The organism is Campylobacter vulpis (assembly GCF_014217995.1).
GTDB lineage: Bacteria > Campylobacterota > Campylobacteria > Campylobacterales > Campylobacteraceae > Campylobacter_D > Campylobacter_D vulpis.
In genome coordinates this window covers 282,452-304,757 of record NZ_CP041617.1, presented here as the reverse complement: position 1 = coordinate 304,757, position 22,306 = coordinate 282,452, and the positions used below count along the sequence as shown (strand labels likewise).

The following is a 22,306-nucleotide window of genomic DNA, read 5'->3' as shown; positions in this document are numbered from 1 at the left end:
CACTTTTTCCAAATCAATTTTCTAACTTTTTCACAAAATTTTTAAAAACTAAAAGCACCACAGCCACAGCAAATAAAATCCATACACATTGATAAAATAAATCAGGCAAAGTGGCTAAATTGTCTTCATTAGCGTGCCCACCTATAAGCCCAGCTAAGACATTGCCCACAGAAATACTTACAAACCAAAGTCCCATAACTTGAGATTTAATAGCACCCGGAGCAATCTTAGTCATAATGGACAAGCCCACAGGAGAAAGACAAAGCTCACCAAGCGTTAAAAATAAAAAGCTAGCCACAATCCACCAAGGAGAAGCCAAAATTGCATTCCCATTAGCCACAGCATTTGCAGCATTTTCTACACCGCCATTATTTGAAATGATACTACCTGCCGCAAAAGCCATAATTAAAAAGCCCACTCCAGCACCGATTAAACCTAAAGAAAATTTAGTTAAAGAAGAAAGCTCATAATTTCTTTTCGCCAAAAAGACCCAAATGCCCCCAACCACAGGCGCTAATAAAATGATAAAAAGAGAGTTGATAGATTGAAACCACACGGTTGGAATTTCATAGCCTAGAACCATTTTATCAGTGAGTTTATCGGCAAAAAAATTGTAAGTTGTGTATTGCTGCTCAAAAACTGACCAAAACACAGCCGCCGCAAAAAATAACACAACAAAAAGAATTAGGTTTTTCTTTTCATCTTTAGTCAAAGATGAAAGAAAAAATAAATAAAGAAAATAAAAACCCGCACACCATAAAATTACCATAGTCATACTTTTTGCAATGGCGACAGGATTAAGATTAATCACTCCACTCATACTCAAAACAACTACTCCCACAAGAGCGATGAAAAACACTGCGATAAAATAAGGAGCATTTTTATTATATTTAGTCGCTTTATCCCAAGCCTCGTCCATACCGACTTTTTCATCAAATTCTTTAAAGTCAGGCACAGCCTTAAAAGCAAAAATCAAAAGTGCAATAAGCATACCAATGCCCCCTGCACCAAAGCCTAAATGCCAACCATACTGCGTTTGCAAAAAGCCTGTTACCAAAGGAGCCACAAAACCGCCGATATTAATCCCCATATAAAAAATAGTAAAACCAGAATCGCGTCTAGGATCTTTTTTATCATACATCATACCTACCATAACCGAAGAGCAAGTTTTAAAAAGCCCTGTGCCTATGACGATAAGTCCTAAGCCCACAAAAAATAAAGCCGTATTAAAGTAGGAAAGTCCTATGCTTAAATGTCCTAAAGCAATAACCACACAGCCTATAAAAACAGCTCTTTTTTGCCCCAAATAATTATCCGCTATCCAGCCTCCGGGTAAAGCCGCCAAATAGATACAACCGCCAAAAATCCCAGCAATAGCCGCAGCCTCCTCCTTACTCATACCAAGCCCGCCACTAAGCAGGGTCGCTGTCATAAAAAGCACAAGCAAAGGACGAATTCCATAAAAAGAAAATCGCTCCCAAAGCTCAGTCGCCGACAAAGCAAACAAAGGCTTAGGGTGTCCTAAAAATGCTTTATTAATTTTTTGTATTTCTTGCTGCATAAAAGTTCCTTTACTTTGTGAATTGTTTTGATTATAATAAAAAATTGTATCTTTTGGTAATATTTTATATGAAATTATTTTAAATTGTTACGATTTTACATATTTATTTTAAGGTTATTAATATTAAATTTAAATGAAGACTTAAACTTAAAACTTTTGTATTATGGAATTCTATACTCTCAAATTTAAAGGCAAAATTTGAATTCTCAAGTTCATAGATAAATAATAAAAGTTTAGAAAATTCTCCACTTAATTCCAAATTTAAAAGGTATTTTTGCAATAATTTTTCGTCTTTGTGAGAATTTTGCAAATGGTCAATCAATAAATGATGCTTTCTGCTTAACAATTCTATAAAATCCAAATAATCTCCATAATTTTTACTAAAAAATGCAATTTTTTGACGATTATCTTCAAACCTTAAATTTTGTTCTTTAATCTCTATTTTAAAGTTTTTTTCGACATTTTCTAAATGATTGATTTGCACTTTTTTTTCTAATAAAGTCTCACCGCTTAAGCCTATAATTTCTTCCAAAAATCGCCCAGAAAAACTCTCATAAAATTTAAAAGCCAAAAATATGCCCAAAAAGCCTAATAAAAGGGCAAAAAGTATCTTTTCTCTTAAATTTAAATTTTCCAAAAATGCTACAAAATTACTCATTTTTTAATTCCAAAATGAGTTCTTTGGAATTTGAATTAATGATTTCAAACTTATTATGCTTTTCTATCTTTTCCAAAGCTTTTATATAATCATTTTCACTATTAAAAATGAATTGAATCTTGCCTTTCATTAGCTTTAAAAAAGAAATTCTAAGCCCATTTTGATTAAGAAAGCTAAAAATTTCGTAAAGTTCGCTACTTTTTGTTTTATTTTGTTCAAAATGCGTATTTAAAATTTGCAAAAGCTCTTCATTTTGTCTTAATAAAAGAGCGTTATTTTGGTGCGTTTGGTTTAAATCCTTTAACTTTCCCTCTAAAATTACAATTTCTTCATCAAGTTTTTTTAAATCCGCTTGTAAATTTTCATTATTTTGTCGAGCAATTTTATTTTGTGCATATTGAGGATAATCCTTTAAAAACAATACTCCCAAAGTCCCAAAAAAACAAAATAAAAATAATAATAAAGTTAAAATAAAAGGCTTTAAATTCAATTCATTTTTTTTAATAAAATTCGTCTCATCAGAAAAATGACAAAGAGAGCAAAGTGTTTTTTGCGAATCTTCTTTAAAAAAACTCTCTACGCTTAAATGTTTATAATACCGACTAAGCCATACACCAAAAGCAAATTTATCATTAACGCTTATTATCAAGTCATTTTGCCCCAGAAACTCTAAAATTCCATAGTTTTGAAAAAACTCTTCTTTCTTATTTTTTAAGCTTAAATCTTTTAGGCTAAATTGTGGCAAATTCCTAAGTCCCACAAAACGCCCATTTTCAAAAAAACTAATAAAACTAAAATTCTCTTCAAAAAATACAACACAAAATTTTTTCGCTTTGATAAATTTTGGAAACAAGGCAGTAAAAATAAGGGGTTGCGGATAAGCACTTTCCTTTTGCTCTAAATTTTTAATATGCGTTAAGAAAATGTGAGCGTTTTCTCCTTCTTTAAAAACGCTCATTTGATACTCAAAAGCGTGATTTAAATGCAGTTCTTTAATGACATCTTCAAACAGCACATCATTTTCTAAAAACGCACTTTTCTTTACATAAAAAAGCTTGTCAAAGCTTATAAATTCACACTTTTTACTCTTCATAACCTAGCATTTGTTTAGCAAATTTTTCATCTTTTTGCCAAGCCTTTTTTACCACAACAAAGAGTTTTAAAAGAACCTTTTTTTGCGTTAAATTTTCTATTTTAATTCTTGCTTTTTGCCCTATTCTTCTAAGAGTCGCTCCCTCTTTTCCTATTATCATTGCTTTGTGAGAATTTGTGTCGGTGATAATTTGTGCGTGGATAACGAAAAGATTTGATTTTTCTTTAACGCTTTGCGCTAAAACCTCACTACAATAAGGCAGTTCCTCGCTTAAATTTTCATACAAACTTTCCAAAATAAAGTCTCTAAAAAGCTCCTTTTGACTACTTGGCGTAAGAAAGGCAGGGTCGTAAAAATGCTCGTGCTTAGGGAGTAATTTCACAATAGCATCTAAAAGGGCTTTTTTATAGCTTTTTTGCCTAGCAGAATAAGGCACAATAGCCTGAAAATCTCCGCTAAATTTCGCATACTCGCTTAATTTTTGAAGCACTTCTTCATTTTTAGCTAAATCGACCTTATTTAGCACGACAAGGTGTGGAATTTGCGGCTTTAAAGTGAGGAATTTTTCATAATCACTCACTTCATCAAAAACACTCGCCACAAAAACAATCACATCACAATCTTTCATAGCCTTTAACGCACTTTGGATTAAAAGCTGATTGAAAGAAGCCTTGCTTTCGTGAAGTCCGGGCGTGTCGATGAAGATGAGTTGATTATCATCTTGCATCACTATGGCTTTGATTTTGCGTCTTGTAGCGTTTTGTTTGTGAGAAACAAGGGCGATTTTTTCCTCAAGTAAGGAATTAATCAGTGTGCTTTTACCTGCATTTGTGCGACCTATAAGGCTTATGAAGCCGCTTTTCACAAAATATACCTCGCTAAATCTTTATTTTCTACAATAGAGCTTAATTTTTCTTCAACCATCTTTTTATCCACAACGAAGCTTTTACCCGCATACTCATCAGCCTCAAAACTTAAATCCTCAAGTAATTTTTCTATCACCGTATGCAGTCTTCTAGCGCCTATATCTTGCATTTCTTCATTGGCTCTTGAAGCTATTTTAGCGATTTGCTTTATAGCCTCGTCCTCGAATTCTAGGCTTAAATTTTCTGTTTTTAAAAGCTCTACATATTGCTTTAAAAGGGAGTTTTTAGGACGGGTTAAAATGGCATATAAAGCCTCATCATCAAGGCTATCAAGCTCCACTCTTAAAGGAAAACGCCCTTGAAGTTCTGGGATTAAATCACTTGGCTTACTAAGATGAAAAGCCCCCGCCGCGATGAAAAGAATATGATCGGTTTTTACAATTCCTAGCTTAGTTTGCACGCTTGAGCCTTCTACTATGGGAAGTAGGTCTCTTTGAACGCCCTCTTTGCTAGGGTCTTGGCGGTTAGAATTTCCGCTTGAAACGGCGATTTTATCTATCTCATCGATGAAGATTATCCCCTCATTTTCCACACGCCTTAAAGCCTCGCTTTTGATGTTTTCTGTATCTAAAATTTTATCACTCGCCTCGCTTTTAAGAGTGTTTTTAGCGTCTTTGATTTTCATCTCTTTTTTCACTCTTTTACTGCCCACGCCTATGACTTTTACCATATCTTGCATTGCACTCATTTCAGGGGGGAGATTAGGATTAGTATCGAACATATTTTGCGAAATTTCAAGCTCAATCACACTCTCATCTAAGTCGCCATTTTTAAGCTTTGTTCGCATTTTTTCAAGGCTTTTTTGATATTCTTCTTGTTTTTCCTCACTCACGCCTTTAGGAAGAGGTGGCAAAAGCTTTTCTAAAATTTTATCCTCGATGTAAGCTTCGATTTTATCTTGATTTTTTTCTCTTTGCTCGTTTTTGACTAAATTTAAAGCCGCATTTGCTAAGTCTCTTACCATACTTTCGACATCACGCCCCACAAAGCCTACTTCTGTATATTTACTCGCTTCGATTTTTATGAAAGGAAAGCCCATCATCTTAGCCAAACGCCTCGCAATCTCTGTTTTACCAACGCCTGTTGAGCCTATCATCAAAATATTTTTAGGCATAATGTCATCTTGAAGTTCGGGACTAAGTTTCATTCTGCGGTAGCGGTTTCTTAGGGCTATGGCGATGATTTTTTTCGCCTTTTTCTGCCCTATGACATAATCATCTAAAAATTTAACAATTTCTTTTGGAGTTAAATTCATTTTTCATCCTCGATTACATAAGTTTTAATGTTAGTGTTCGTATAAACGCAAATTTCCCCTGCGATTTGCAAGCTTGATTTGACAAGTTCTTCTTCGTCTAAATTTTGTGCGTGCTTTTTTAAAGCCCTTGCCGCTGAAAGTGCGTAATTTCCCCCACTTCCTATGGCTGCGATTTGATTGTCCTCAGGCTCAAGCACATCACCCGTGCCAGAAAGTAAAAAAATGTGCTTTCTATCAAGCACGAGCATCATAGCCTCAAGCTTTCTTAAATACTTATCCTTACGCCATTCTTTAGAAAAATCAATCGCCGCTTTAAGCAAGTCGCCCTTAGAGCTTTGGAGCAAATTTTCAAACATATCAAAGAGATTAAAGGCGTCCGCCGTGCTACCTGCAAAACCTGCTAAAACCTTGCCATTGTTTAATTTGCGGATTTTGACGGCATTGCCTTTCATTATGGTATTTCCAAGACTTACTTGCCCATCGCCGCCGATGACGGATTTATTTTTACCCTTATAAGCTAATATCGTTGTAGCGTGAAACATTACTCCGCCTTTACTTCAATCTTAAATTCCGCGTGGATAGCGTGTCCAAGCTTTACGCTTATGTTGTGAATTCCAAGTGTTTTTATCGTTTCACATTCTAGGCTTTTTTTATCTAGCTCTATGTTTTTTTGCTCTTTTAAAGCAAGAGCGATATCCTCTTTCGTAACCCCGCCAAATAAGGACCCATTTGCTCCCACAGGTTTTGAAATTTCAAGCGTGATTTTAGAAAGCTCATTTTTAAGCTTTTCTAAATTTGCAAGTTCAAAACGCAAATTTTCCGCTTCTTTTTTCTTATCACTTTCATATTTTCTTAAAACTTCTGTTGTAGCGGCTTTAGCAAAACCTTTAGCGATGAGAAAATTCTGCCCATAGCCGTCCTTGACTTCTTTAACTTCCCCTGCCTTACCTAAACTTTTAACATCTTTTATAAGTAATACCTTCATCATCTTTCCTTAACAAATAAATAAATTCTAACGCAAATTTATAAACAAATTTAAAAATACAAGCTGGAACGCTTTTTGCTGTGTTTTGTGAAACATTATTAATGAAGGCAGAAAATGTTTAATGATAAGGTCATTTTAATCACAGGCGGCACAGGTTCTTTTGGCAAGACTTATACTAAAGTTTTATTACAAAATTATAAGCCTAAGAAAATCATCATTTATTCACGCGATGAATTAAAGCAGTTTGAAATGGCAAGCGTGTTTAACGCACCTTGTATGCGGTATTTCATCGGCGATGTAAGGGATAAAGAAAGGCTTAAAAAAGCGACTAAAGATGTCGATTTTATCATACACGCTGCGGCAATGAAACATGTGCCAATAGCTGAATATAACCCTATGGAGTGCATTAAAACCAATATTCACGGCGCACAAAATGTCATTGATGCTTGTTTTGAAAATGGCGTGAAAAAGTGCATAGCCCTAAGCACGGATAAGGCTTGTAATCCTGTGAATTTATACGGAGCGACTAAGCTTGCTAGTGATAAGCTTTTCGTTGCGGCAAATAATATGGCAGGAGAAAATCACACACGCTTTAGCGTTACAAGGTATGGTAATGTCGTAGGTTCAAGGGGTTCTGTGGTGCCGTTTTTTAAAAAACTCATTAACGAGGGTGCGAGTGAGCTTCCCATCACAGATATTAGAATGACGCGTTTTTGGATAAGCCTTGAAAATGGCGTGAAATTTGTGCTTGAAAATTTCAAGACTATGCACGGCGGCGAAATTTTTATCCCTAAAATCCCTTCAATGAAAATCACCGACCTAGCCCACGCCCTAGCACCCAATTTAAAGCATAAAATTATAGGCATTAGAGCGGGGGAAAAATTACACGAGATTATGATTTCAAGCGATGATAGCCACTTAACTTATGAGTTTGAAAACTATTATGCCATAAGTCCTAGTATTAAATTTATCGATACGCATACGGATTTTAGCGTCAATGCTTTGGGAGAAAAGGGACAAAAAGTGCCAAATGGCTTTTCTTACAGCTCTGATAATAATCCTTTGTGGGCAAGTGAAAAAGAGCTTTTAGACATCATTAATGAGGGGTTTTAATGCTATCTTATTCTCATCAAAACATTACCCAAGATGACATTGAAGTCGTTGTAAGAGCCTTAAAAGAAGACTTTTTAACCTGCGGGGCTAAGGTAGAGGAATTTGAAAACGCCTTAGCAAAATATGTAGGCGTAAAAGCCGCTTGTGTAGTAAATTCCGCTACTTCGGCTCTTCATTTAGCCTATCTTGCTTTAAATGTTAAGGGCAAAACCATCTTAACCACGCCTCTTACTTTCATCGCCACTTCAAATGCCGCTTTAATGGCAGGAGCTAAGGTGGAATTCATCGACATAGGCACGGACGGCAATATTGACGCTAAAAAACTAAGAACTAGACTTGAAAAAGGAAGTCAAAATATCGCTGCTGTGGCGGTGGTGGATTTTGCGGGGCAAAGTGTAGAGATAGATGAAATTTCCGCACTTTGTGAAGAATTTAAACTCCCCTTGCTTGATGACGCTTCTCACGCCTTAGGGGCGGAATTTCGCGGTAAAAAAGTCGGCTCTTTCGCAACTTTGAGCGCGTTTTCCTTTCACCCTGTAAAGCCCATTACAACCTTTGAGGGCGGGGCAGTGGTAAGTGATGATGAGGGCTTAATTGAACATATTAAAAGGCTAAGAAGTCATAGCATTGTAAAAAAAAGGCTGTGGGATAGCGATAGTTTCGAGCTTGGCTTTAATTATCGCCTGAGTGATGTCGCTTGCGCTTTAGGGATTAATCAACTTGCAAAACTTGATATGAATTTAGAAAAAAGGGAGAAAATCGCTAGTTTTTACGATAAGGAATTTGAGAAAAATCCCTATTTTTCCACGCTTAAAATCCCTCCGCATAAAAAAAGCTCAAGACATCTTTATCCTATACTTTTATACCCTGAGTTTTGGTGTCAAAAAGAAGAGATTTTTAAAGCACTTTTAAAGCGTGAAATAGGCGTTCAAGTGCATTATAAACCTACTTATGAATTTAGTTTTTATAAAAAAGAGCTTGGAAATTTACGCCTTGAAAATGCGGATAATTTTTATAAAGCCGAGCTTAGCATACCTTGTCATCAAGAAATGAGTTTAGAACAAGCAAAATTCGTCAAAGAAAGCCTTTTTGAAGTGCTTGAAAATGGGGGATATTGTGGATAGTTTAGATTTTCGCTCTGCCTCCTTTTCAAAAACTTCGAACGCTCTTTATGCCTTAGCTACAAGACTTTTTCCAATATGCCGTTCTATCACAGGTGAGGGTTTTAGGGCTAGTCTTGAAATTTTAAAAGCAGAGTATGAAACACGGGGGGGGGGGGTAAGCCCATTTCAAATTCACGCCCTAGCCTCTGGAAGTAAAGTTTTTGACTGGACTATCCCGCCTGAGTGGAGTGTAAAAGACGCTTATATCATCACGCCACAAAATGAAAAAATTTGTGATTTTAAAAAGCATAATCTTCATCTTTTAAATTACTCCACCCCCATAAATACCGAGTTAGATTTTGAAGAGCTTGATAAACATCTTTATTCCTTAAAAGAGCTGCCAAATGCTATCCCTTATGTAACGAGTTATTATAAAAGGCGTTGGGGCTTTTGCCTAACTCATCATCAAAGATTAAAGCTTAGTAAGGGAAAATACCGCGTTTTTATAGACTCTAAACACGATGAAAAGGGTGTTTTAAATTATGCAGATCTTGTGATACCAAGCACCACGGGCTTAAAAGATGAAATTCTCATCTCAACCTATCTTTGCCACCCTTCTATGGCAAATAATGAATTAAGCGGTCCTTGCGTAGCTATCTTTTTAGCAAAATGGCTTCACACGCTAAACACTCGCAAATACAATTATCGCTTTGTTTTCGTGCCTGAAACCATAGGAAGCATAGCCTATTTATCAAAGCATTTAAAGCATTTACAAAAAAGAGTCCGGGCAGGTTTTGTTCTAAGCTGTGTAGGCGATGAAAAAAATTATTCACTAATTCACAGCCCAAAAGCTAATACTTTAAGCGATAAAGTCGCCTTTCATACCCTTAAAAACAAGAAAAATTTTAAGGAATTTAGCTTTTTATACCGCGGCAGTGATGAGAGGCAGTATTGTAGTGCTTTAGTGAATTTACCTGTGGTTTGCGTGTGTAGGACGCGTTTTGGAGACTTTAAGGAGTATCATACGAGCTTAGATGATTTAAGCCTCATCACGCCTAAAGGTTTGGGTGGGGCTTTAGAGGCTATGGAGGAGATGATTTTAAATTTAGAAAATAACGCTACTTACAAAAGTGCCGTTTTTTGTGAGCCAAATTTGGGTAAAAGAGGGCTTTATCCAACGCTTAATTTACGCAATCAGCCTCCACAAATTTCCACCTTTTTAGCCCTTTGTGATGGCGAAAATGATGTTTTGGACATCGCACAGATGATGAATTTACAAGGCTATGAGCTAGAAAACATCATTAAGGATTTACTAAAATATAATTTAATCAAAAGGATAAAGCTGTGAATTTTTTACAAGCTAAAGATAAAATTTATAGCAAAAAAGATTTTTACGAAGCACTAAAGAGTGTAGGCATAGAGCGTGGGGAGTGCATTTGTGTGCATACAGAGCTTTTTAATTTAGGCATAGCTTTGGTGGGGCGTGAGGAATTTTTGGGCATTTTGCTAGAAGTTTTTAAAGAACTTTTAGGGGAAAATGGCACACTCATTATGCCGACTTTCACTTATGATTTTTGCAAGGGCAGGGATTTTGATAAAAAAAATCACAAAAGCACTATGGGCGTTTTGACAGAGTTTTTTAGATTGCAAGAGGGGGTTTTACGCAGTGATGACCCTATTTATTCTTTTGCAATTTGGGGGAAAGATAAGAGGGATTTTTTAAGCCCAACGCCTACTTGCTTTAGTGAAAACTGCGTTTATGACATCTTGGCTAAAAAGGGTGGCAAAATCGTGCTTTTAGGCACAGATAAAGTGGGTTATACCTTTACGCATTTTATTGAAGAAAGAGCAAGGGTAAGTTACCGCTATTATAAAGAATTTAGCGGGAAAATCATCGATGAAAGGGGCTTGGTGCGTGAGAAAAGCATACAATTTTATGTAAGAGATTTAAAGCAAGAAAAAAGTATTTTTTCTGTGCCAAAACAAGTTGATATTTTAAAAGCAAATCATAATTTTAGGCGTGAAAGCTTTGCAAATGCTTGTATAGTCAGCATAAAAGCAAGAGCCTATTTAAAGGATACTTTAAGCATTTTAGCTCAAGATGAAAAAGCTCTTTTGTAATGCTTTAAGCATCTTCTACCTTTGAAATTTCTAGGTGCATTTTAGCATTTTTTTGCGAAAAATGATAAAGCAAATCATCACTTGGATAGCTTATGCTTTTGTTTTTACAAGGGGGTTTTGGGTGGGCGAAAATTTGGGTGAGCATTGGGAAAAGTTCTTTGCTAATAAGGCTTTTTATAGACATATCTAAGCCATGTTCTAAACTCTTAATAAATTTGCCATCGATTTGACTTTCCTTTTTTATCAAATTTAATTTTGCCTTAAAGCCTAGCTTTTCATAAAGGACGTAAAGTTCTTGTTTTTCATCAGGTGGAGCGATGTCCTTATCCTGTATGGAGTGATAGCTCACATAAATGGGTTTGGGATACTTAGCTTGAATTTCAAGGTGTTTTGGCTCTAAAATATAGCGGATTTTTCTTCTTGCAGGGGAGAAAAAATTAGGCGAATATCGATTAGAAGTCCAAAAGGTTTTATCAAAACAATGTAGATTAATCTCCTTATAAGCCGTGCCTACGGATATATGCTCCATATAATCAATTTCTTTACCAAAGCCTATAAAACGCCAAGGAAATTTCGCATAACCTGAATTATCTATGACCCCATCTATCGCCCAAGGAGCGATTTTACTCACTAAGTGTGCTAAGTAGCCTCCGTGAGATGAACCGATTAAAATAACAGGTAAATTCCTAATGCTTACCCCCCCCCCCCCCGTGCTAAAAGGGGCATTTTTTTGCACATAAAAAAGAGCGTTTAAGATGTCAAGGGCGGACATAATGCCAAAATTATTATATTCATTTCTCGCAGGTTTTAGGGTGGCTGTAAGTGTGGGGTGAAAACTATCATTAAGTCTTTTTTGCTGCTTAAGTTTAAGAATTTGTGCGTTAATAAGCTCTAAAAGTGCGGTAAGGGCTTCTTTGGAATTAATAGAGTCTAAAGGAGGCGTTTTAAAATGGATACTTTTACAAAACTCATCTATAATCATTTTATCGATTTCATCTAAGAAAAAATCTACTCCAGTAAGAGAGCGATTACCTATGCAGTGGTAATTCACACTCACAACAGCTGCTTCAAATTCGCTTGCTACAAACCCAGCTAAATGTTCCCTATAATTCTCATCAGAATCCGCACCAAGTCCGGGAATGATGAAGATAAGGGCTTTAATTTCTTTTTTATCCTCATAACACAGCCTAAATTCCAGCTTACTTTCCCTCTTAATCCCAAGTTCTACATCATCACAACTTTTAATCTTATAAGTTTTATCCACAAGCATTTTTTGCCTTTTGTTTTGAAATTTAGATTATTATACAAAAAAACGATGAAAGGCTAGAAAAGATGATATGTCATATTGATGACTTTTTACAAAAAAGTGTGAAAAAATTCCCTCAAAAAATGCTTTTTAAGGAAATGGGGGGAGTAAGTATCACTTATAAAGAATTTGATGATTTAAGTCAAAAGGTTGCTAGCAAACTTTTAAGCACTCTCACACCTACTTTTACGCAAAGTCCTATTTTAATCATCTTACCTAAAAGCATTAACACGCTTATTAGTTTTTTTGCTGTGGCAAAGAGTGGGAATTTTTATACCCTACTTGATGAAAAAATGCCCCTTGAAAGAATAGAAAAAATCATTAGTGTTTTAAAACCTAAGGCTTTCATCACTTCAAAAAGTTTAAATTTAAAGCTTGATTTAGCTACACTTTATACAGAAGATTTTGAAAGTTATGAAAGAGATGAAGAAGCTTTAACAAAGGCTAGATTAAGACATATTGATACCAATTTACTTTATGTCTTTTTTACAAGTGGTAGCACGGGAGTGCCTAAGGGAGTAAGCATAAGTCATAAAAGTGTGATTGATTATGCTTTTTGGGTGAGTGAGGAATTTGAGCTTGATGAAAATGAAGTGATAGCTAATCAAGCGCCGCTTTATTTTGACAATTCTATCCTTGATATTTTCCCTACTATTAAGGAGGGTGGCTCGGTGCATTTAGTGCCAAATTCACTTTTTGCCTTTCCACTTAAGGTGCTTGAATACCTAGAAAATGAGGGGGTTAATACCATTTTTTGGGTGCCTTCGGTGCTAATTTATTTTGCAAACACTCAGGCTTTAGAAAAATTTAAGCTTAAAAAGCTTAAAAAAGTGCTTTTTTGTGGAGAAATTATGCCTAATAAACAGCTTAATTACTGGAGAACGCACCTCCCCCACACCCTCTTTGCTAATCTTTATGGACCTACTGAAATCACTGATGTGTGTTGTTTTTATAAGGTAGATAGAGAATTTAAAGATGATGAGCTTTTACCCATAGGAAAAGCTTGTAAAAATACAGAGCTTTTAGTTTTTGATGAAAATAAAAATTTCATTAATGAAGTAGGGAAAAAGGGAGAGCTTTATGTAAGAGGAACTAGCCTTTCTTTAGGTTATTACAATGACACGGAAAAAACAAAAGCAGCCTTTATACAAAATCCTTTGCATAACAATTATTTAGACTTACTTTATAAAACAGGAGATATTGTCGCTTATAATGAATTTGGGGAATTACTATGTTATGGAAGAATTGATAATCAAATCAAATTTAAAGGACATAGAATAGAGCTTGGTGAGATAGAAGCTGTGTTAAATTCTCACGAAAAGATTAAAAATAGTGCTTGTATCTTTAAAGATGATAAACTCATTGCTTTTTATGAGAGTGAAGAGGAGCTTGATTTGAAAGGGTTTTTGAAGGAAAAACTCCCCCCTTATATGATAGCCTCAAGTTTTGTAAGGGTGGAAAAATTCGCCCTTAATGCAAATGGTAAGATTGATAGGAAGGTTTTGAGTGAATGGGTTTGAAAATGTTTTGTCGTTTGCTAGGCTGGATTTGTGCGCTTTGAAGTGCTAGAAAAAAGCAGTTTGTAAAATGAAAGGCGGAAGTTTAAATGAATATTTTTGAGCAAGATTTGTTAGATGAGGGAATTGCAAAGGAACTCATTGCATTTGATGAAAATAACGAATACATCACTTATTGCTATCAAGATAAAAGACGCAAATATACCAATCCAGAAGAACAAATCCAAGCCCTAGCGTTTTTAAAGCTGATTTTGCAATACGGCTATCCGGTAGAGCGTATCAAGCTTTTTGATTCTGTGAAAATGGGAAGCTCTACAAGAGAAGCTGATATTATCGTGTTTAGCGATGAGCAATGCCTTGCCCCCTATATTGTCGTTGAGTGTAAAAAACAAGACATTTCTGACCTTGAATTTAAAAATGCGGTAGATCAAGCTTTTAGCTACGCGACCACAGAGCTTGCTTCTTATGCTTGGGTTACTTCTGGGTTAAAAGATGAATATTTCCAAGTCTTAAAAGAGCGTCCAAGACAAAGAAGCTCGTTGCCTGATATTCCACATTTTGGCTCAAAAGAAATCCCAGAATACAAATATGTCGCAGGCGGAGAAAGGAAAAATAAAAAGTATTTTGATTTAATTAAAATTGAGCAAGACCAATTAACACAAATTTTCAAACAAGCACACAATGCCCTTTGGGGTGGTGGCGAGCTAAATCCTAGCACAGCTTTTGATGAGCTTGATAAATTGATATTCTGTAAGATTTGGGACGAGAAAAACACTCCAGATGGCGAACCATATAAATTTCAAATCTATGCCAAAGATAAGCAAGATGATGAAATAATCAATCAAAGATTAGCCCAAAGAGTTAATGAGCTTTATGAAGAAGGGCGTAAAAAAGACCCGGAAGTCTTTAAAGAAGACATTCGCTTAAATCACGCAAAAATTCGTGCCGTGGTGGGCTATTTAGAGAAAATTAACCTTTCAGAAACAGATTTAGATTCCAAAGGAAGAGCTTTTGAGACCTTTATGGGTTCGTTTTTTAGGGGAGATTTTGGGCAGTATTTTACACCTAGAGAGATTGTAAAATTCGTTGTAGATGTTTTGCCAATTAGTAATACTTCTTTTGTGCTTGATACAAGCTGTGGAAGTGGTGGATTTTTGCTTCATGCTTTGGATAAAGTCCGCAAACAAGCAGATGAAAAGTTTTCAATAGACCCAAATAAAGAAAATACAAACATAAATTTAGAGAAATTTAAGAAACATTTTAATTATTGGCACTCTTTTGCAGAGAAAAATTTATTTGGTATAGAAATCAACGAGCAAATAGCAAGAGTGGCTAAAATGAATATGATTATCCACGATGATGGACACACCAATGTCATTGTTTATGATGGTTTAGCTCCAATTAGTGAAGAATCCATAAAGCAAAGCGAAAGTGAAGAAGCAAAAAAGCGTAAAGAAAGGCTCAATAAACTTGCCATTGGAAAGCAAAACAAAGATTTTAAACCCAATCATTTTGACTTTATCATTACTAATCCTCCCTTTGGCTCTACAATCAAACAAACAGAAAAGGCGTATCTGCACCAATATAATTTTGGTAATACAGAGTCTTCTTGGCTAGATCTAAAGCCTTATAGAAAGGGCAAAGAAAATCAAAGCACAGAAGTTTTATTTATAGAACAAGCACATAGATTTTTAAAGGATAAGGGTATTTTAGCAATTGTAATTCCTGATGGGATTTTGACAAATTCTAGTTTGCAAACTATCCGCGATGGTATAGAGGAAATGTATAGAATCATCGCTGTTATTTCTATGCCACAATCTGCCTTTTCTCACACTGGAGCTGGGGTAAAAAGCTCTGTATTATTCCTGCAAAAACACTGCCAAGAACAAACGCAAAAAATCAAATCTTTCAAAGAAAAATTGCAACATACCTTAAAAATATCCCAACAATACGAAAGCAAAATGCGAGATTTAGAAATATCAAAGAAAAAAGAATTAAAAGACCTAAACGCCAAGTATCCAAGCCAAGAAGACAAAGAAACGCAACTCTACAAAGACACAAAAGCACATATCAGCACAGAATATAAAGAAAAAGTTGCCACCCTGCAAGATACTATGACAGAACTTTACCAGCAAGAAAAATCAAGACTTTTTGAGACTCAAGGGCTTGATTATGAGATTTTTATGGCGATAGCTGAAGATATTGGCTATGATGCCACAGGCAAACCCACAGGGAATAATGAGCTAGATATTATTGGCGAAAAGCTAAGAGAGTTTATCAAGGGCTTGGTATGAGTGAAATTTTTACAAGAAAATTTAGTGAAGTAAGTGGTGGGAGATTTGACCCACAATTTTATAGAGAAGCCATTTTTAACAATATAAAAAGACTTAAAGAGCGTGGCTTTCAAAAGCTAAAAAGTATAATTACTGAATCTAGCTATGGTATTTTACCGCCTAGCGATAGCTATGATCCTTCTAATCCTATTACTTTCATTAGAGCAACAGAATTAAAAGAAGACCTACAAATTGACTTCAACAATGCCTTGAAAGTGCCACATAATTTTTTACTTCCACGAGCAACACTGCAAAAGGACGATATATTGATTGCTGTAAAAGGGGCTACCATTGCTTCAAAAAAATCTGTGGCTTTTGTGAATTCTAATATCACAAACACCATTTTCAATGGTTCTATTTTTAGAATTAGAGTTGATAAGACAAAATATATTCCCAAGTGTTTAGCGTATGTTTTGGATACTTCACTATTAAAAATGCAGTGCAAAAGCAATTTAGTTGCTAATAATGCAGTCGATTATTTAGATAAAAGTGTATTAGAAAACCTACTTATCCCACTTCCGCCCATTCCCACACAACAGCACATTATTGACCTTATGGATAAAGCCTATAAAGCTAAAAAAGAGAAAGAAAATAAAGCCAAAGAACTTTTAGATTCTATTGACAGCTATCTTTTAGAAGAGCTTGGCATTATCCTGCCATTAAGAGCAAATAACACTCTAGATTCTAGAATCTACACGCAAAAGATAAGTGCCTTAAGTGGCTCTCGCTTTGATGCAAACTATCATCAAAAATATTATAGAGATTTAGAAAAATCCTTACTCTCTTCACCTTATCCCCTAGTCAATCTCGCCTCTTTAATCAACAATTTTAAAAAAGGCATAGAAGTCGGCAGCAGTGAATACTCTCAAAACAAAGAGATTCCATTTATCCGCGTGAGTGATATTACAAATAATGGCATAGATTTTGACAATGTGCAAAAGTTTATTTCCGCTTCTTTGTTTGAAAATCTTAAAGCCTATAAGCCTAAGGAAAATGAGCTTTTATACTCTAAAGATGGCACGGTAGGCATTTGCCTAGAGGCTGATACAAGCCAAGATTACATCATTAGCGGAGGAATTTTGCGTTTAGAATTAAAGGCGGAAGTGAATAAAGACTTTTTATGCTTTTTGCTTGGCTCTTATATGATGAATGTCTTTGCAAATCGTGTAAGCATTGGTGCGGTGATTAAGCATTTAAATATAGGCGAGTTTTTAAACCTAAAAATCCCCCTGCCACCACTCACAGAGCAAAAAAGAATCGCTAAAGAAATAAGCCAAAGAAAAACAAGGGCAAAGGCATTAAAGCAAGAAGCAAAAGAACTTTTAGAATCTGCTAAAAAAGAAGTAGAGCAAATTATTCTAAATTGTGTAAAAAAGGTGTAAAATTTGCTTGTAATTATGATTATATAGTGTTTTTGCTTTTTTAAACTTGCAAATTATAAAAAGATTATGCTATAAAATTGCATTGAAATTTTGCAATAAATAAGGAGTTTTAATGCAACAACAAAAATTTTCTTTTCTTAATCTCGTCGAAAGGTTGGGTAATGCCCTCCCACATCCTGCTATGATTTTTGTTTATTTAACTCTTATACTGATGATAAGTTCAGCTTTGGCATCTTATTTTGGTTTAAGTGTAAATTTTGGCGATAAAAATATACAAATTGTCAATTTACTCAGTATGGAATCCTTTGTGAAATTTACAAATAGTTTTGTAGAAAATTACGCTAAATTTCCACCCCTTGGCGTTGTTTTAGTGGCTATGATAGGCATTAGCATTGCGGAGCATTCTGGCTATTTAAAAAGCATTTTAAGAGCCTTAGTTTTAAGTGCACCTAAGGCTTTGGTAAGCTTTTTCGTAGTTTTAGCAGGTATAGTGTCAAATCTCGCTTCAGATATAGGCTATGTCGTGCTAACTCCCCTTGCAGCTATGCTTTTTTACTCCATAGGTCGCCACCCTTTAGCTGGTTTGGCGGCGGCTTTTGCTGGGGTTTCTGGAGGATATAGTGCGAATTTACTGATTTCTACTACTGACCCCTTATTAGCAGGGATTACGCAAAGTGCCGCACAAATTATCGACCCAAATTATATCGTTGGACCTGAAGTTAATTATTATTTTATGTTTGTTTCTACCTTTGTAATTGCCATTGTGGGAGCGTTCATTACCGATAAGATTATCGAACCTCGCCTTGGCGTATATGAATCACAAGATACACAAGTAGAGGCTATTGTAGGTATGGACGCAAAAGAAAAGAGAGCTATGATACTCGCTTCTTTAGGTGCCTTACTTTATGTAGCTTTGGTTTTAATGATGATTTTACCGCAGGATAGTCTTTTTAGAAATGCAGAAACAGGTTCTTTCATAAAATCACCTTTCATCGTTGGGATTATCTTTTTTGTCTTTTTTCTTCTTGCAATACCGGGCATCATTTATGGGTTTTTAAATGGGACTTTTAAATCAAGCACTGATGTTGTCAATGCTATGAGTGAGGGAATGAAAACTATGGCGATGTATTTAGTCATCATCTTTTTTGCCGCACAATTTATCTCTCTTTTTGCACAAAGCAATATTGGACAATATACCGCCATCAAGGGTGCTATTTTTCTCAAAAGCTTAGATTTAAATCCTAGCTTATTAATACTCTTATTTATCGCCATTTGTGCTTTTATTAATCTTTTTGTCGCTTCAGCTTCTGCGCAGTGGGCTTTAATCTCGCCTGTGTTTGTTCCTATGTTTATGTTACTTGGCTATGCACCTGAGCTTGTGCAAGCGGCTTATCGTATCGGCGATTCAACGACTAATATTATCACGCCCCTACTAAGCTATATGCCAATTATCCTTAGTTTTGCTATGAAATATCAAAAAAATGTCGGTATGGGAACGATGATAAGTCTTATGTTGCCTTATTCTATGGCATTTTTTGTGTTTTGGTCAGCCTTACTTTATGTGTGGGTTTTCGTTTTCAACCTGCCTTTAGGTCCGGGCGTTGAAAGCTTTATTGCGAGTTAAATTAATGAAAATTGTAATGTATCATTATGTAAGAGAGAGCGTGAAAAATTTGCCCTTTTTTCGCTACCTCTCTTTTAGTAATTTTAAAAAACAGCTCGATTTTTTTGAGGCAAATTTCGGTCTTGTTTCTTTTGAGGAATTTTGCCGTCTTAAAACAGAGCCTGATTTTATCTCCTGTCTTAAAAATAAGATTTTACTTAGCTTTGATGACGGCTTAAAGGAGCATTTTAGCCTTGTTTATCCCGAGCTTTTAAAAAGAAAGGCTTTAGGAATTTTCTTTATGCCGACTGCAGTTTTAGAGGAAGAAAAAGCCTTATGTGTGCATAAAATTCACTATTTGCTAGGACACGGGGGGGGGGGGGGTAAGCTCCTTGATTTAGCCCTAAAGCTTGTCGAACCTCATATGTGCGAAAGTGAAAACGCCTATTTGTTCGAAGATTATTATGATTTACTTGATGATGAAGAGAGCGTGAAGAATTTTAAGCTTTTATTAAATTATAATCTCAAAGAAGAATTTAAAGAAGAGGTTTTATCCGCCCTCATTAAAAAATGTGGCTTAAGTGAGGCACAAATTTATGAAAATTATTATCTTAACCACGAAGAGCTTAAAATAATGAGTGCAAATCAAATGCTTATCGGTAGCCACGCTCACGCTCATATTAATTTCTTAAATCTCAATGCAAAAGAGGAAGCAAAAGAAGTGCAAAAATCTTTTGAAATTTTGAGTTTTTTAAACCCTGCCATTCGCACTTTTTGCTATCCTTATGGGGAATTTAGTAGAAATTCAAGGACTATTTTGCAAAATTTGGGAGTTGATTTTGCCTTTGTAAGCTTAGATGAATATAAAAAAGACATCGATGAAGAGGATTTAAAGCTCAATCCTCTCACCTTAAGCCGTTATGATTGTAATGCCTTTAAATTTGGAAAAGCGAGTATGGGATAATGCACGAGTTAAGATTTTGCCGCCTTGATGAAGTGGCACTTTTACAAAGCTACATTGCTAAGGAGTGGAGGGCGGAGCATATCTTTGTAAAATCACGCAAAGTGCTTGATTTTCAATATTTAGACCGCAAACACTCCCGCTATAATGTCCTCATCGCTTATAATACACAAACTAAAGAATTTGATGGAATTTTAGGCTTTACTCTGCTTAGTCAATATGATAAAAAATTGAAAGATGAGTGGATTTGGACCTCACTTTGGAGTGCTAAAAAAGCCTATGCTTCACTAGGACTAAAGCTTTATCGTCATTTATTTGAGCTTTTGAAAATTCAAAATACTTCAACGGCGGGACTTTCTGGAGATTCTATTAAATTTTCTAAACTTTTTTATGACAAAATGGATAAGCTTTATCATTTTTACATTAAAAATGATAATAAAAAAGCTTTCAAACTTGCCGTTTTTAAGCAAAATCCCCCAGCCAAAAAGCCAAATTTAAAACTTAATCTTAAAAAACTTAGCCTTAAAGAATTTAAAAACTCCACACTTAAATGCCACTTCACTCCGCAAAAAAGCAAGACTTATTTTATCAATCGATATTTAAAACACCCATTTTATAAATATGAGGCTTTGGGTGTTTTTAAAGAGGGGGTTTTAAAAGCGGTATTTTTTATAAGAATTGTGCGAGCTGAAAAAGCTAAGGCTGTGTTGATTGTGGATTTTTGGGGAAATGTAAGCGGAAATTTACGCGAGGCATTTGTGGAATTTTTGCAAAAAAGGCGTTGTGAGTTTGTGAGTTTGCTTTGCTATGTTCCCAAAAAAGAGTATTTTTTAAAAATGGGCTTCTCCCTGCCAAGTGATGATGAGCTTTTGCCTGTATATTATGAACCTTTTTTAAAGCAAAATGTCGCCATTTACTTCGCCCTAACTAGCAAACATAAAAACGCCTCCTTTTTCAAAGGCGACAGCGACCAAGATAGGGTCAATAATATAAAATGTAAATTTGCACTTTCTAAACCTAAAGAGCATTAAGATTTGTATTTTTTGCTATAATACCCCTTTCATTTAAAAGGAGTAAAAATGGAACAAATCAAGCAGTTTTTCATCAATATAGAACGAACAGACATCGATGAAAATATGGATAATCTCGTCAGTGATGATGTGATTGATAGTATTGACATTATGGCTTTGGTGGCGGAGATTGAAAAGCACTATGGCAAAGCTTTAAAGGCGGAATTTATCAACGCAGAAAATTTTGAAAATTTCGCAAGTATCAAAAAAATGCTAGAAAGTGCTTTTTAAACCCCTCCCAAAGTGGCAGGGGGGGGGGGCTTTAAGCCTTTAAATTTTGCTCTTTAAGAGCTTTAATAACCGCATTTTTAGACTGCAAAAGCTCTGTGAAAAAATCGACCACCTTATCCCAGTCTTCTTGTGTTACTTTTTCTAAATGAAAATTCTCTTTATATGCGTCCCAATTAACAGGCTCAAATAAATGCGTTTTATGCGGAAAATACTTCGCTCTCACCCACTCTAAAGACGACGCATAATAATCCACATAAGCCTTTGCTAAATCTTTTTGCACCCTAAATTTGAGTCTATCTTCTTTCACGCCCTCAAAATGCTTCCTTGAGATATAAAGCAGCGAATTAAAATTCCCGCCTAAATCCTTTTTGTTAAGTCTTGATTGTAGCTCTATGCCAAGGAGATTAAAGCTTTCATTTTTATGTTGTTTGAGTGAAAATTCCTCGTCCCATTCTATGCCTAAATGATGTGTAAAGTCCTTAAGCATAGTCCCTCCTACATAATCCTGCCTTAAAAGACGCACGATGATATTCTCCTCCCCCCACACTGCTTCGTGGTCTTTTACGATTTGCGCGTAATCAAAAATGTGCTTTCTTGGGTGCTTATCTGGGGTAAAATCGCCCGAATAAAAGCCCATATTATTCTTATAATCTTGCGAACAATGTGAATTTAAATAATCCAAAGTATTTCTAAAATACACGATGATTTTCACTTCATCAAAGCCCAAATTTCGCATAATATTTTCTAAAATTTCTATGTGGCGACGCGTTGGAAAGTCCCACACTATACCCTCAGCTGAAAAGATGAAAGTTTTATCCCTATGCTCTTTAATTTCTTCTTTAAAATTCTCTAAAGCCCTAAGCAATCTTTCATTTTCTAAGTCTTCTAAAACATTTGTGCTTAAATTTGGTTTTTCTACAAGTTCTAAAACCATATCCACCAAAGCCCAGTGGCGATTTGCCACGCGTAAGCTTTTAGGATAGATAAAGCCCTTTTCTAAAAGCTTGGCTTCATTTTGCATTAAAAAGCCTTGTTTTTCTTGATTGCCCGAATTTGTCGTGCCGATGTGTAAAAATGCTTTCATTAGT

The 22,306-nt window shown here is 35.4% G+C and carries 20 protein-coding genes; 11 read left to right on the top strand and 9 right to left on the bottom strand.

Going from position 1 to position 22,306, the window contains the following annotated elements; all coding sequences use genetic code 11:
- Nucleotides 1-13 precede the first annotated feature (13 nt).
- The 7 genes from CVULP_RS01590 to rplI all read right to left on the bottom strand — a co-directional run bounded on the left by CVULP_RS01590 (nt 14) and on the right by rplI (nt 6,478).
- Nucleotides 14-1,561, bottom strand: a complete 1,548-nt coding sequence (locus CVULP_RS01590; RefSeq protein WP_099507030.1) for a peptide MFS transporter — start codon at nt 1,559-1,561, stop codon at nt 14-16.
- 103 nt (nt 1,562-1,664) lie between these two features.
- Nucleotides 1,665-2,219, bottom strand: coding sequence for a hypothetical protein (locus tag CVULP_RS01585; protein WP_213243719.1), 555 nt, complete (start codon nt 2,217-2,219; stop codon nt 1,665-1,667).
- Nucleotides 2,212-3,312 carry a hypothetical protein gene (locus tag CVULP_RS01580; protein WP_213243717.1) on the bottom strand — a complete coding sequence of 367 codons (1,101 nt, stop codon included), beginning with the start codon at nt 3,310-3,312 and terminating at the stop codon, nt 2,212-2,214. The genes CVULP_RS01585 and CVULP_RS01580 overlap by 8 nt, the downstream gene beginning before the upstream one ends.
- Complete coding sequence (era, locus tag CVULP_RS01575) at nt 3,302-4,177, bottom strand: GTPase Era (protein ID WP_099507852.1); 876 nt, start codon at nt 4,175-4,177, stop codon at nt 3,302-3,304. Before era ends, CVULP_RS01580 begins: the two co-directional genes overlap by 11 nt.
- Nucleotides 4,174-5,493, bottom strand: a complete 1,320-nt coding sequence (gene hslU / locus CVULP_RS01570; RefSeq protein ID WP_099461454.1) for an ATP-dependent protease ATPase subunit HslU — start codon at nt 5,491-5,493, stop codon at nt 4,174-4,176. The genes era and hslU overlap by 4 nt, the downstream gene beginning before the upstream one ends.
- Nucleotides 5,490-6,035, bottom strand: coding sequence for an ATP-dependent protease subunit HslV (gene hslV / locus CVULP_RS01565; protein ID WP_099461453.1), 546 nt, complete (start codon nt 6,033-6,035; stop codon nt 5,490-5,492). Before hslV ends, hslU begins: the two co-directional genes overlap by 4 nt.
- Entirely contained in the window at nt 6,035-6,478 is a 444-nt protein-coding gene (gene rplI, locus CVULP_RS01560; RefSeq protein WP_099461452.1) for a 50S ribosomal protein L9, read from the bottom strand. Before rplI ends, hslV begins: the two co-directional genes overlap by 1 nt.
- 114 nt (nt 6,479-6,592) lie before the next feature.
- On the opposite strand from rplI, the gene pseB reads away from it, so the two are divergent.
- The 4 genes from pseB to CVULP_RS01540 are packed head-to-tail and all read left to right on the top strand — an operon-like array spanning nt 6,593 to nt 10,815.
- A complete protein-coding gene (pseB, locus tag CVULP_RS01555) occupies nt 6,593-7,591 on the top strand; it encodes a UDP-N-acetylglucosamine 4,6-dehydratase (inverting) (protein ID WP_099507850.1) in 999 nt (332 codons plus the stop codon).
- Nucleotides 7,591-8,715 carry a UDP-4-amino-4,6-dideoxy-N-acetyl-beta-L-altrosamine transaminase gene (gene pseC / locus CVULP_RS01550; protein WP_099507848.1) on the top strand — a complete coding sequence of 375 codons (1,125 nt, stop codon included), beginning with the start codon at nt 7,591-7,593 and terminating at the stop codon, nt 8,713-8,715. Before pseB ends, pseC begins: the two co-directional genes overlap by 1 nt.
- Nucleotides 8,696-10,042 carry a DUF4910 domain-containing protein gene (locus CVULP_RS01545; protein ID WP_456064415.1) on the top strand — a complete coding sequence of 449 codons (1,347 nt, stop codon included), beginning with the start codon at nt 8,696-8,698 and terminating at the stop codon, nt 10,040-10,042. The genes pseC and CVULP_RS01545 overlap by 20 nt, the downstream gene beginning before the upstream one ends.
- Complete coding sequence (locus CVULP_RS01540) at nt 10,039-10,815, top strand: AAC(3) family N-acetyltransferase (protein ID WP_099507844.1); 777 nt, start codon at nt 10,039-10,041, stop codon at nt 10,813-10,815. The genes CVULP_RS01545 and CVULP_RS01540 overlap by 4 nt, the downstream gene beginning before the upstream one ends.
- Nucleotides 10,816-10,819: 4 nt before the next feature.
- On the opposite strand, the gene CVULP_RS01535 is transcribed toward CVULP_RS01540, so the two are convergent.
- Nucleotides 10,820-12,085 (bottom strand): DUF2920 family protein, encoded by a 1,266-nt coding sequence (locus tag CVULP_RS01535; protein ID WP_265415682.1) that lies wholly within the window; start codon nt 12,083-12,085, stop codon nt 10,820-10,822.
- 62 nt (nt 12,086-12,147) lie between these two features.
- Between CVULP_RS01535 and CVULP_RS01530 the strand changes: the two genes are divergently transcribed.
- From CVULP_RS01530 to CVULP_RS01500, 7 genes are all read left to right on the top strand, one after another.
- On the top strand, nt 12,148-13,641 hold the full coding sequence (locus tag CVULP_RS01530) for an amino acid adenylation domain-containing protein (protein WP_265415681.1): 1,494 nt from the start codon (nt 12,148-12,150) through the stop codon (nt 13,639-13,641).
- Nucleotides 13,642-13,727: 86 nt separating this feature from the next.
- Nucleotides 13,728-15,932, top strand: coding sequence for a restriction endonuclease subunit M (locus CVULP_RS01525; protein ID WP_099507294.1), 2,205 nt, complete (start codon nt 13,728-13,730; stop codon nt 15,930-15,932).
- Nucleotides 15,929-17,353 carry a restriction endonuclease subunit S gene (locus CVULP_RS01520; RefSeq protein WP_099507293.1) on the top strand — a complete coding sequence of 475 codons (1,425 nt, stop codon included), beginning with the start codon at nt 15,929-15,931 and terminating at the stop codon, nt 17,351-17,353. The genes CVULP_RS01525 and CVULP_RS01520 overlap by 4 nt, the downstream gene beginning before the upstream one ends.
- A gap of 112 nt (nt 17,354-17,465) precedes the next feature.
- A complete protein-coding gene (locus CVULP_RS01515) occupies nt 17,466-18,977 on the top strand; it encodes an AbgT family transporter (RefSeq protein ID WP_099461446.1) in 1,512 nt (503 codons plus the stop codon).
- A 4-nt stretch (nt 18,978-18,981) separates the two neighbouring features.
- Nucleotides 18,982-19,920 carry a polysaccharide deacetylase family protein gene (locus tag CVULP_RS01510; RefSeq protein WP_213355911.1) on the top strand — a complete coding sequence of 313 codons (939 nt, stop codon included), beginning with the start codon at nt 18,982-18,984 and terminating at the stop codon, nt 19,918-19,920.
- Entirely contained in the window at nt 19,920-20,948 is a 1,029-nt protein-coding gene (locus CVULP_RS01505; protein ID WP_099507696.1) for a hypothetical protein, read from the top strand. Before CVULP_RS01510 ends, CVULP_RS01505 begins: the two co-directional genes overlap by 1 nt.
- Before the next feature lie 48 nt (nt 20,949-20,996).
- Entirely contained in the window at nt 20,997-21,218 is a 222-nt protein-coding gene (locus tag CVULP_RS01500; RefSeq protein ID WP_004275275.1) for an acyl carrier protein, read from the top strand.
- 31 nt (nt 21,219-21,249) lie between these two features.
- Here the strand turns inward: CVULP_RS01500 and CVULP_RS01495 are convergent, their stop codons facing one another.
- Nucleotides 21,250-22,302: an acyl carrier protein gene (locus CVULP_RS01495; RefSeq protein ID WP_099507697.1), complete on the bottom strand. Its 1,053-nt coding sequence runs from the start codon at nt 22,300-22,302 to the stop codon at nt 21,250-21,252.
- Nucleotides 22,303-22,306: the final 4 nt, after the last annotated feature.

Excerpts from the sequence above, each read along its gene's own strand:
- pseB (WP_099507850.1), top strand. The coding sequence starts at position 6,593 with ATGTTTAATGATAAGGTCATTTTAATCACAGGCGGCACAGGTTCTTTT.
- CVULP_RS01530 (WP_265415681.1), top strand. The coding sequence starts at position 12,148 with ATGATATGTCATATTGATGACTTTTTACAAAAAAGTGTGAAAAAATTC.
- CVULP_RS01495 (WP_099507697.1), bottom strand. The coding sequence starts at position 22,302 with ATGAAAGCATTTTTACACATCGGCACGACAAATTCGGGCAATCAAGAA.
- CVULP_RS01510 (WP_213355911.1), top strand. The coding sequence starts at position 18,982 with ATGAAAATTGTAATGTATCATTATGTAAGAGAGAGCGTGAAAAATTTG.
- pseC (WP_099507848.1), top strand. The coding sequence starts at position 7,591 with ATGCTATCTTATTCTCATCAAAACATTACCCAAGATGACATTGAAGTC.
- hslV (WP_099461453.1), bottom strand. The coding sequence starts at position 6,035 with ATGTTTCACGCTACAACGATATTAGCTTATAAGGGTAAAAATAAATCC.
- rplI (WP_099461452.1), bottom strand. The coding sequence starts at position 6,478 with ATGAAGGTATTACTTATAAAAGATGTTAAAAGTTTAGGTAAGGCAGGG.
- CVULP_RS01500 (WP_004275275.1), top strand. The coding sequence starts at position 20,997 with ATGGAACAAATCAAGCAGTTTTTCATCAATATAGAACGAACAGACATC.
- CVULP_RS01580 (WP_213243717.1), bottom strand. The coding sequence starts at position 3,312 with ATGAAGAGTAAAAAGTGTGAATTTATAAGCTTTGACAAGCTTTTTTAT.
- CVULP_RS01515 (WP_099461446.1), top strand. The coding sequence starts at position 17,466 with ATGCAACAACAAAAATTTTCTTTTCTTAATCTCGTCGAAAGGTTGGGT.
- CVULP_RS01525 (WP_099507294.1), top strand. The coding sequence starts at position 13,728 with ATGAATATTTTTGAGCAAGATTTGTTAGATGAGGGAATTGCAAAGGAA.
- hslU (WP_099461454.1), bottom strand. The coding sequence starts at position 5,493 with ATGAATTTAACTCCAAAAGAAATTGTTAAATTTTTAGATGATTATGTC.
- CVULP_RS01520 (WP_099507293.1), top strand. The coding sequence starts at position 15,929 with ATGAGTGAAATTTTTACAAGAAAATTTAGTGAAGTAAGTGGTGGGAGA.
- CVULP_RS01535 (WP_265415682.1), bottom strand. The coding sequence starts at position 12,085 with ATGCTTGTGGATAAAACTTATAAGATTAAAAGTTGTGATGATGTAGAA.
- CVULP_RS01590 (WP_099507030.1), bottom strand. The coding sequence starts at position 1,561 with ATGCAGCAAGAAATACAAAAAATTAATAAAGCATTTTTAGGACACCCT.
- CVULP_RS01545 (WP_456064415.1), top strand. The coding sequence starts at position 8,696 with ATGGGGGATATTGTGGATAGTTTAGATTTTCGCTCTGCCTCCTTTTCA.
- CVULP_RS01585 (WP_213243719.1), bottom strand. The coding sequence starts at position 2,219 with ATGAGTAATTTTGTAGCATTTTTGGAAAATTTAAATTTAAGAGAAAAG.
- CVULP_RS01505 (WP_099507696.1), top strand. The coding sequence starts at position 19,920 with ATGCACGAGTTAAGATTTTGCCGCCTTGATGAAGTGGCACTTTTACAA.